The sequence below is a fragment of the Immundisolibacter sp. genome, from assembly GCF_028696615.1.
Taxonomy (GTDB): domain Bacteria; phylum Pseudomonadota; class Gammaproteobacteria; order Immundisolibacterales; family Immundisolibacteraceae; genus Immundisolibacter.
Genome location: NZ_JAQVGQ010000094.1, coordinates 1 through 9,407, shown reverse-complemented (window position 1 = coordinate 9,407; position 9,407 = coordinate 1). Strand labels below are relative to the sequence as shown.

The window sequence follows — 9,407 nt, the reverse complement described above, 5'->3', positions numbered from 1 at the left end:
CTACTGAGCACGGCCGCACGCGGCGCTGGAACCGACATGAAGCGCATCCCCCCTCTCGCCTGCCTGCTGACCGGCCTGCTCCTGCTGGCCGGCAGTGGTCCGCTGCTGGCCGATCCGCCGCCAGGCGACTCCCGCGACCGGCACGGCGACCATCGCGACCAGCCGGACCGGCGCGACTGGAGCCGCGGCCCCGATCGCGACGACAGGTACGGTCGCAATAGCGCCCAGCGGCGCCCGCTCGGCACCTCACACAACGACCACGACCGCTACCGCTACGACCGCGACGCGCGGCGGGCCGCCGAAGCGGTGCGCCGCGACGAGCGCGGCCGGGTACTGTCCTCGCAGCCGACCGACGACCGCGGCTACCGGGTGCGGGTGCTGACCCCGGACGGCTACGTGCGCGAGCGCTACGTCGACCCGCGCGACGCCGAGCGCGGTGACGCGCGCCGCCACCGCAACCGGGATTGAGGCAGACGACCATGCGCGCCCTGGTGGTGGAAGACGAAACGGCCCTGCGCGACCAGCTGCGGGCGGCACTGGCCGCAGCCGGCTTCGTGGTCGACGGCGCCGGCGACGGTATGGAGGCCGAGTACTACGGGCTCGAGTTCCCGTACGACGTGGCGGTCATCGATCTTGGCCTGCCGCGACGTGACGGCATGGCGGTGATCCGCCGCCTGCGCGCGCGTGGCTGCCGCTACCCGATCCTCATCCTCACCGCGCGCGATGCCTGGCAGGACAAGGTGGCGGGCCTGGACGCCGGCGCCGACGATTACCTGGTCAAGCCGTTCGAGATGGCCGAGCTGATCGCCCGCCTGCGGGCGCTGATCCGCCGCACCGCCGGCTGGGCCGATTCCGTCATCGCCTGCCCGCCGCTGAAGCTCGACACGCGCGAGAAGCGCGCCTACCTCGACGACACCGAACTGGACCTGACCGCCTACGAATACCAGGTGCTCGAGTACCTGATGCTGCACGCCGGCGAGGTGGTGTCCAAGACCGAGCTCACCGAGCACCTGTACCCGGACGACGCCAGCCGCGACAGCAACGTGCTCGAGGTGTTCATCCGCCGCCTGCGGCAGAAGATCGACCCCGACGAGCGTCTGAACCCGATCGAGACCCTGCGCGGGCGCGGTTACCGGCTGGCGCTGCGGCGCGCCTGAATGGGGTCCATCCGCCGCCGGCTGCTGCTGGCCTCATTGCTGGTGCTGGCGATGTTCCTGGGCGCAACCGCGGTAGCGCTGGACCGCGCCTACCGCCAGAGCGCCGATAGCGCCCTGCGCGCGCGCCTGAAGACCGACATCTACGCGCTGCTGTCGGTGGCCGAACTGCGTCGTGATCGGCTCGAGTTACCCGCCGACCTGCCGGAAAGCCGCCTCGAGGTGCCCGGCTCCGGCCGCTACGCACAGGTGAGCGCCGCCGACGGCACCCTTCTTTGGCGCTCGCCGTCTGCCACGGGGCTGAACCTGCCCCTGGTGCAACCCCTTGCGCCAGGCCGCGAATCCTGGGCGCGCGTACAGGTGGACGGTGAGGCCTTGCTGGCCTACAGCTACGGCGTCGGCTGGGAGGTGCAGGGCGGCCCGGCGCGGCGGTTCACGTTCTCGGTCGCCGCGCGCCTGGACGAGCTCGAAGCCGAGATCGGCCAGTTCGAAACCACCCTCATGCTGTGGCTGGGCGGCGCCGCCGCGCTGCTGCTGCTCACACAGATGCTGATCCTGCGCTGGGGCCTGCGCCCGCTGCAACGCGTGGCGCAGGACCTGCAGCGCATCGAGCGCGGCGAATGCGACGCGCTGACCGGCCGCTATCCGGACGAGCTGGTCCCCCTCACCGACGGCCTGAACGCGCTGCTGCGGCACGAGCGCGCCCAGCTGCTGCGCCAGCGAAACGCGCTCGCCGACCTCGCCCACAGCATCAAAACGCCGCTCGCGGTGCTGCGCAACGCCGCCGCCGACGCGCCGGCCGCCCAGCGGCGCCTGCTGACCGACGCCGTCGACGGCATCGATGCCTCGCTGGCCTACCAGGCGCGCCGCGCCGCCGCATCCGGCCGCAGCACCTTCTCGGCCACCGTCCCGGTGGCGCAGGTGGCCGGCCGCATCATGGCGGGCCTGGACAAGGTCTACGCCGACAAGGGCGTTGCCGCCGAACTCGACGATCCCCAGCAGGGCCAATTCGCCGGCGACGAAGGGGACCTGTACGAACTGCTCGGCTGCCTGCTCGACAACGCCTATAAATGGTGTGAGCGGCGGGTGCTGCTGGGGGTGCAGCCAGGCGCCGGCCAAACACCGGCACGCGGGCTTGAACTGATCGTGGAAGACGACGGCCCCGGCGTGCCGCCGCCGCTGCGCGAGGCCGTGCTCGAACGCGGCGCCAGGGCCGACCGGCGCGTGACCGGGCAGGGCATTGGTCTGGCCGTGGTGCGCGACATCGCCGTCGCCTATGGCGGGCGGGTCGAGATCGACGACTCGCCGCGCCTGGGCGGAGCGCGGGTGACGGTGCACCTGCCGGGACGGTGAAGCGACCGCCGGCGAGCCCGCCTGAAAAAGGCAGAAAGCCCTTTTTTCGACAGCCTGTTAGTCGGCGCTGCACACGCAGTTGCGACCGGCGTTCTTGGCGGCGTACAGCGCGCTATCGGCACGCTCGAACAGCGTGCGCGCATCGTCACCCGGCCGCAGGCTGGCGAGGCCGACACTGACGGTGGGCGCCGCCGGCAGCGATGGCAGCGACACCGCCGCCACCCGGGCGCGCAGGCGCTCGGCCACCTCGCGCGCCGCCGGCGCCGTGCCGCCGACCAGTAACACCGCGAACTCGTCCCCGGCGTAGCGGAACACCTGATCCGAATCGCGCACCCCCGCGCGCAGGGCCTGCGCCACCGCCTGCAGGGTGCCATCGCCGGCGCCATGGCCGTAGCGGTCGTTGATCGGCTTCAGGTTGTCCAGGTCCACCATCAGCAGCGACAGACCGCAGCCGTAGCGCTGGGCACGGCTGATTTCGCGCCCCAGCGCGTCCACGAACACGCTGCGGTTGGCCAGCCCGGTCAGGCGATCGGTGGCGGCGTCATGCTGGGCCTGGCAGTAAAGCAAGGCGTTACGCAGCGGATAGACGATGACGCCCAGCAGTTGCTCGATCAGCGCCAGTTCAGTCTCGTCGAAACGACGCCGGCGGCTCAGGGTGAGCGTGCCCAGCGGCTGATCCTCGACGGTCAGCTGATAGGCGCAGCTGTGGCGCGCCGGCGCGCCGCACACCAGGGTCCGCTCGCTACCGGCCAATTCATGCCGGAACGTGAGGCCATCGTGCGGCACGTAATCGCCAGCACCGCGCGAGAACTCCGCCAGCAGCGGTTCGAGCTCCAGATGGCGGGCCAGATTCGCCGCCAACGCCAGGGCGTGTTTTTCGAGATCGGCCGGACTGCGCCGCGACGGCGCACGCGGCGCCGCGCCGCGCGCCGACACGGCATTCGAGACGATGGTGACTGGTTTCATCCGAATGGGTTCCTTGACCGCCGAACCGGCCGCGCCCACGCGACCACCGTAAAACCACCTTGCGAATGGCGTGCCAACCTGCGACCACGCCGACGAAGTTCTCTTTACCCTTTTGAAAAATAGGGTAATTACGAGCTCGGCGCGACCGCTCATGGCGCCCAGTTTGCCAGAAGTCTGACGCCCGCCGCGAGCAGCCGGCCCGGTGCCGCCAATCTTCCGGCGACCGCCGGCTGACCCCAGGGCTCGCGCGCGCCGCGTAGCGCTGCGCGCCCGCCGCCTCCTACCGACCACCCCGCCCGGCAGGCTATGCTTCACGACCCGGCCCCGCCGCGCCGGGTGTCCGTGCATCGTCGTGCAACGCCCTGCCCGTCTACGAGACCATCACCCAATGATCGATTTCTCGCCCAACCCCGAAACCACGGCCCTGGTGGCGCGGGTGCGCCGCTTCATCGACGAGGTGGTGATCCCGCGCGAGGCCGAGGTCAATGCCGCACCCGAGCGCCTCGAGGCCATCCGCGGCGAGCTGCAGCAGGCGGCGCGGCAGGCCGGCGTGTTCGCGCCGCGCGTGCCGCGCGAATACGGCGGGCTCGGGCTCGACTGGCGCGACAGCGCGCTGGTGTTCGAGGCCGCCGGGCGCAGCCTGCTGGGTCCGCAGGCGCTCAACTGCGCGGCGCCCGACGAGGGCAACATGCACCTCTTGCACGCCGTCGGCACGGCCGAACAGAAGGCCCGCTACTACGCGCCACTCGCCAAAGGTGAGGTGCGCTCCTGCTTTGCCATGACCGAGCCGGCGCCGGGCGTGGGGTCCGATCCGGCCATGCTGCTCACGCGCGCCGTGCGCGACGGGACGGATTGGGTGATCGACGGCGACAAATGGTTCATCACCGGCGCCGACGGGGCGGCATTCGCCATCTGCATGGCGCGCACCGACGACGGACCGACCATGTTCATGGTGGACGCGGACAACCCCGGCTTCGAGATCCTCCGCCACACGCCAACGCTCGACCACGCCTTCCCGGGCGGGCACTGCGAGGTGCGCTTCGCCGCCTGCCGGGTGGGCGCCGACGCCGTGCTCGGCGACATCGGCAAGGGCTACGAGTACGCGCAGCAGCGCCTGGGCCCCGGCCGGCTCACGCACTGCATGCGCTGGCTCGGTATCGCCGCTCGCGCGCTCGACATCGCCATGGACTACGTCAACCGGCGCGAGTCGTTCAAAAAGCGCCTCGCCCAGCACCAGGAGATGCAGCGCCTGGTGGCCGAATCGGCCATTGAGATGCACGCCTCGCGCCTGATGATCTGGCAGGCGGCGTGGTGTCTGGACCGCGGCGAGCAGGCGCTGCACGAGACCAGCATGACCAAGGTATTCGTGGCCGAAGCCGTCAACCGCGTCGTCGACCGGGCGCTGCAGATGTGCGGCGCCAGCGGCATCAGCGAGTACCTGCCGCTGGCGCAGTTCTATCGGGAAATCCGCGGCTTTCGCATCTACGACGGCGCCACCGAGGTGCACCGCGCCAGCATCGGCATCCGCCTGCTGCGCCAGGCCGCCCAAGCCAGCCCGTGAGCGAGGCAGATTCGCTCGCCGCGGCGCTCGCGCCGTGGCTCGTCGAACGCTTCGGCACGGCGCAGATCGCGGACCTGAAACTGCTGGCCGGAGGCGCCTCGCAGCAGGCCTGGCGGGTCGAGGTGGCGACGCCGGGCGGGCCGCTGGCGCTGATCGTGCGGCGGGATCTTGGCGGGCGCATGTTCGCGAATGCGCTTGGCCGGGCCGATGAATACGCGGTGATCGAACTCGCCCACCGCGCGGGTGTGCCGGTGCCGCGGCCGTACGCCTACCTGCCCGATCTTGCCGGCAAGCCGGCCTTCGTGATGGCCTGCCTCAAGGGCGAGACCATCGGCCGGCGCATCGTGCGCGAACCTGCACTCGCCGATGCCCGCCGTGTGCTGGCGGCACAGATGGGCCGGGCGCTGGCCGCCATCCACGCCGTGCCCGTCGAGGCGACTGCCTTCCTGCCCGGCCCCGCGCCCGGCGAAGGCGCCGCCGCCTACACGCTGCGCATGCTCGAGGAAGAACTGGCCGCCATCGCCGAGCCGTATCCGGCGCTCGAACTCGGCCTTGCCTGGCTGCGTGCGCACCCGCCGCGCGAGATGCCGCCGGTGCTGTGCCACGGCGATTACCGCGTCGGCAACGTGGTGGTGAACGAGGCCGGCCTGGTCGGCGTGCTCGATTGGGAGTTCGCCCACCGCGGCCATCCCGGCGAGGATCTGACCTTCGGCGCCATCCGCGCCTGGCGCTTTGGCGTGGTCGGCAAACGCTACGGCGGCGTGGGTGAAGTGGCCGACTTTCTGGCCGCCTACAACGCCGCCCGCGGCACGGCGTTTAGCGAGCGCGAACTGTACTGGTTCGAGGTGGCGTCCAACCTAAAATGGGCCATCGCCACCGTCACGCAGGCGCGGCGCCACCTGTCCGGGCAGGAGCCGAGCCTGGAACTGGCGAGCCTCGGGCGCATGACGGCCGAGATCGAGCTCGAAATCCTGAGCCTGATCGACCCGCGTCATCCACGTTACCCCGGAGACTGACCGTGCAGGACCGCCCGAGCGCGCAGGAACTGCTGGACGCGGTGCGCTTGTTTCTTGCGACCGAGCTGCTGCCGACGGTCAGCGACCCGCGCCTGCGCTTTCGCACGCTGATCGCCGCCAACCTGCTCGACATGCTGCGCCGCGAGCTGGCACTCGAACCCGATCTGCTCGCCGCCGAGTATGCGCGCCTGGCCACGCTGCTCGGCGAGCAGCGCCCCGCGCCCGCCGAGCCACGGGCACTGGCCGCCGCCGTCGCCGAGCTGCAGCGGGCGCTGTGCCAGCTCATCCGCGCCGGCCGCGCGCCGGATGGCAGCCTCACCGCCGTACTGGCCGGCGTGCGCGCCAAGCTCGAAATCGCCAACCCGCGCTATCTGGCGGATTTCGAGCCGATTTGAGGCGACATCGAAGCAAGCGCGGGACATCCCCAGAATTTTTTTCAGCTCGCCGCAGCAACGGGCATGCCCGCGCAGCGCACCATGAATCAACGGGTTACGCCGTCGATTCATGCCTGGACATCCTGCCCCGGGCGCAAGCGCTGGACAAAGCAGCGCCAGCCGGCGCTCACATGCTGCGCCGGTACCGACCGCCCACCTGATACAGCGCCTGGCTCATCTGGCCGAGCGTGGCGTGGCGGGCGGTATGCATGAGGGCGGCGAACGTGTTCTCGCCGGCGGTGGCCGCCTGCTGCAGGCGCGCCAGCGCCGCCCCGGCGGTATCCCGGTGGCGGGCCTTGAACGCCTCTACGGCCTCGAGCTGCTGGCGCTTCTCGGCCTCGGTAGAGCGCACCAGCTCGCCGCCGAAGGCCGGCTCGGCGCTGTCCTGTTCGGCCAAAAAGGTATTCACGCCCACGATCGGCAGGCTGCCGTCGTGCTTCTTGTGCTCGTAGTAGAGGCTTTCTTCCTGAATCTTGCCGCGCTGGTACTGCGTCTCCATGGCGCCCAGCACGCCGCCGCGCTCGGACAGGCGCTCGAACTCCTGGTACACGGCCTCCTCCACGAGGTCGGTCAGCTGCTCGATCACGAAGCTGCCCTGCAGCGGGTTTTCGTTCTTGTTGAGGCCGAGTTCCTTGTTGATGATGAGCTGGATGGCCACCGCGCGGCGCACGGACTCTTCGGTCGGCGTGGTGATGGCCTCGTCATAGGCGTTGGTGTGCAGGCTGTTGCAGTTGTCGTACAGCGCGTACAGCGCCTGCAGCGTGGTGCGGATATCGTTGAACTGGATCTCCTGCGCGTGCAGCGACCGACCGGAGGTCTGGATGTGGTACTTCAGCATCTGGCTGCGCGGGCCGGCGCCGTAGCGCTCGCGCATGGCGCGCGCCCAGATGCGCCGCGCCACGCGGCCCAGCACGGCGTATTCGGGGTCCATGCCATTACTGAAGAAGAACGACAGGTTCGGCGCGAAGTCGTCGATCCGCATGCCGCGCGCCAGGTAGTACTCGACGATGGTGAAGCCGTTGGCGAGCGTGAAGGCGAGCTGGGTGATGGGGTTCGCGCCGGCCTCGGCGATGTGGTAGCCGGAGATCGACACCGAGTAAAAATTGCGCACCTGGTGGTCGACGAAGTACTGCTGGATGTCGCCCATCATGCGCAGGGCGAACTCGGTGCTGAAAATGCAGGTGTTCTGCGCCTGGTCTTCCTTGAGGATGTCCGCCTGCACGGTGCCGCGCACGCTGCGCAGCGTGTCCGACGCGATGCGCGCGTAGGTGTCGGCATCGACCAGCTGGTCGCCGGTCACGCCGAGCAGGCCGAGTCCCAGCCCGTCATTGCCGGGCGGCAGCTCGCCGGCGTACACCGGCCGCGGCTTGCCGGTGAGTAATTGATCGATCTTCTGCTGCGCTGCCGGCCACTTTCCGGTCTCGCGCAGGTGCCGTTCCACCTGCTGGTCGATGGCGGCATTCAGGAACATCGCCAGGATCATCGGCGCCGGGCCGTTGATGGTCATCGACACCGACGTCGTCGGCGCGCTGAGATCAAAGCCCGAGTAGAGCTTCTTCATGTCGTCGAGGCAGCAGATCGACACGCCGGAGTTGCCGACCTTGCCGTAGATGTCCGGCCGCGGGTGCGGGTCCTCGCCGTACAGCGTCACCGAGTCGAAGGCGGTCGACAGGCGCGCCGCCGGCTGGCCCTTGGAGAGGTAATGAAAGCGCCGGTTGGTGCGCTCGGGCGTGCCCTCGCCGGCGAACATGCGCGTCGGATCCTCGCCGGCGCGCCGGTAGGGATACACGCCGCCGGTGTAGGGATAGGCGCCCGGCAGGTTCTCGTTGCCAAGAAAGCGCAGCAGTTCGCCGAAGTCGCGGTAAGGCGGCGGCGCGATCTTCGGCACGCGCAGGTGCGACAACGTCAGGACGTAGTTGTCGCCGGTGACGGCGCGGCCGCGCACGTCGTAGGAATAGTGCTCGGCCGTCACGGCCGCGCGCCGCGCCGGCCAGTCGCGCAAAAGTCGGAGTGACTCGTCGCTGAGCTCGCCGAGCGCGGCGTTGTAGCGCTGGCGCAGGGTCAGCAGGCTGCGGTCGCCGCCGTCGGTGAGCGCCTCGGGCGGATAGGGGCTGAGCGCCGGCGGCAGCGCCGGGTCGTCGAGCGCCGAGAGGCTCTCGTAATGACTCTGGGCGAGGCTCGCGGCGTCCGCCGCGCGCTCGATACGGGCGCGGATGGCGCGGCCGGCGTCGGCGATGTCGGCCAGATAGCGGCTGCGGTGGCCCGGGATGAGCGCCCGGGCGCGCGGCTCGCGCACGGTCACGTCGAGATCGGGCGTCCAGCGCGCGGCGTCGAGGCCGAGTTTTTCGGTGAGGCGCCGGCACAGCGACACGAACAGCCAGTTCACGCCCGGGTCGTTGAATTGGCTCGCGATGGTCGGGAACACCGGCACCGCCGCGTCCGGCGCGTCGAAGGCGTGGCGGTTGCGCCGCCACTGCTTGCGCACGTCGCGCAGCGCGTCCTCGGCGCCGCGCTTCTCGAACTTGTTCAGCACGATGAGCTCGGCGTAATCGAGCATGTCGATCTTTTCGAGCTGCGTGGCGGCGCCGTACTCGCTGGTCATCACGTACACGGGCAAGTCGACCAGGTCGACGATCTCGGTGTCGCTCTGGCCGATGCCGGCGGTCTCGACCACGATCAGGCCAAACCCGCAGTCGGCCAGGAACTCGATCTCGTCCTTCAGCACCGCGGACGTCGCCAGGTGCGAGCGCCGCGTCGCTACCGAGCGCATGAAGATGCGCTCGTCAGCCAGCGCGTTCAGGCGAATGCGGTCGCCGAGCAGCGCCCCGCCGGTGCGCCGGCGCGTCGGGTCGACCGCCAGCATGGCGATGCGGAGGTCCGGGAAATGACGCAGAAAACGCAGCAGCCACTCGTCGGTGAGGCC

7 protein-coding genes and 1 pseudogene are annotated in these 9,407 nt (G+C 70.3%); 6 read left to right on the top strand and 2 right to left on the bottom strand.

Features of this window, described 5'->3' with window-relative positions; translation table 11 throughout:
- From PHC73_RS07755 to PHC73_RS07745, 3 genes and pseudogenes are all read left to right on the top strand, one after another.
- Nucleotides 1-468 (top strand): annotated as a pseudogene (locus PHC73_RS07755) (hypothetical protein); the annotation flags it as partial.
- An 11-nt stretch (nt 469-479) separates the two neighbouring features.
- Nucleotides 480-1,157 (top strand): response regulator transcription factor, encoded by a 678-nt coding sequence (locus tag PHC73_RS07750; protein WP_300126440.1) that lies wholly within the window; start codon nt 480-482, stop codon nt 1,155-1,157.
- Nucleotides 1,158-2,507 carry an ATP-binding protein gene (locus PHC73_RS07745; RefSeq protein ID WP_300126438.1) on the top strand — a complete coding sequence of 450 codons (1,350 nt, stop codon included), beginning with the start codon at nt 1,158-1,160 and terminating at the stop codon, nt 2,505-2,507. It begins immediately after the preceding gene.
- A 57-nt stretch (nt 2,508-2,564) separates the two neighbouring features.
- Here the strand turns inward: PHC73_RS07745 and PHC73_RS07740 are convergent, their stop codons facing one another.
- On the bottom strand, nt 2,565-3,473 hold the full coding sequence (locus PHC73_RS07740; protein ID WP_300126436.1) for a GGDEF domain-containing protein: 909 nt from the start codon (nt 3,471-3,473) through the stop codon (nt 2,565-2,567).
- Between the two features lie 391 nt (nt 3,474-3,864).
- On the opposite strand from PHC73_RS07740, the gene PHC73_RS07735 reads away from it, so the two are divergent.
- Genes PHC73_RS07735 through PHC73_RS07725 form a run of 3 tightly spaced genes read left to right on the top strand, consistent with a single transcriptional unit; the run spans nt 3,865 to nt 6,445 of the window.
- On the top strand, nt 3,865-5,034 hold the full coding sequence (locus PHC73_RS07735) for an acyl-CoA dehydrogenase family protein (protein WP_366949829.1): 1,170 nt from the start codon (nt 3,865-3,867) through the stop codon (nt 5,032-5,034).
- Nucleotides 5,031-6,050 (top strand): phosphotransferase family protein, encoded by a 1,020-nt coding sequence (locus PHC73_RS07730; protein ID WP_300126432.1) that lies wholly within the window; start codon nt 5,031-5,033, stop codon nt 6,048-6,050. The genes PHC73_RS07735 and PHC73_RS07730 overlap by 4 nt, the downstream gene beginning before the upstream one ends.
- A gap of 2 nt (nt 6,051-6,052) precedes the next feature.
- Nucleotides 6,053-6,445, top strand: a complete 393-nt coding sequence (locus PHC73_RS07725) for a DUF6285 domain-containing protein (RefSeq protein WP_300126430.1) — start codon at nt 6,053-6,055, stop codon at nt 6,443-6,445.
- A gap of 166 nt (nt 6,446-6,611) precedes the next feature.
- Here PHC73_RS07725 and PHC73_RS07720 read toward each other — a convergent pair.
- Nucleotides 6,612-9,407, bottom strand: a 2,796-nt coding sequence (locus PHC73_RS07720; protein WP_300126428.1) for a methylmalonyl-CoA mutase family protein, incomplete at its 5' end; no start/stop codon positions are given.

Coding starts and splice junctions, on each gene's coding strand:
- PHC73_RS07750 (WP_300126440.1), top strand. CDS start 480: ATGCGCGCCCTGGTGGTGGAAGACGAAACGGCCCTGCGCGACCAGCTG.
- PHC73_RS07745 (WP_300126438.1), top strand. CDS start 1,158: ATGGGGTCCATCCGCCGCCGGCTGCTGCTGGCCTCATTGCTGGTGCTG.
- PHC73_RS07740 (WP_300126436.1), bottom strand. CDS start 3,473: ATGAAACCAGTCACCATCGTCTCGAATGCCGTGTCGGCGCGCGGCGCG.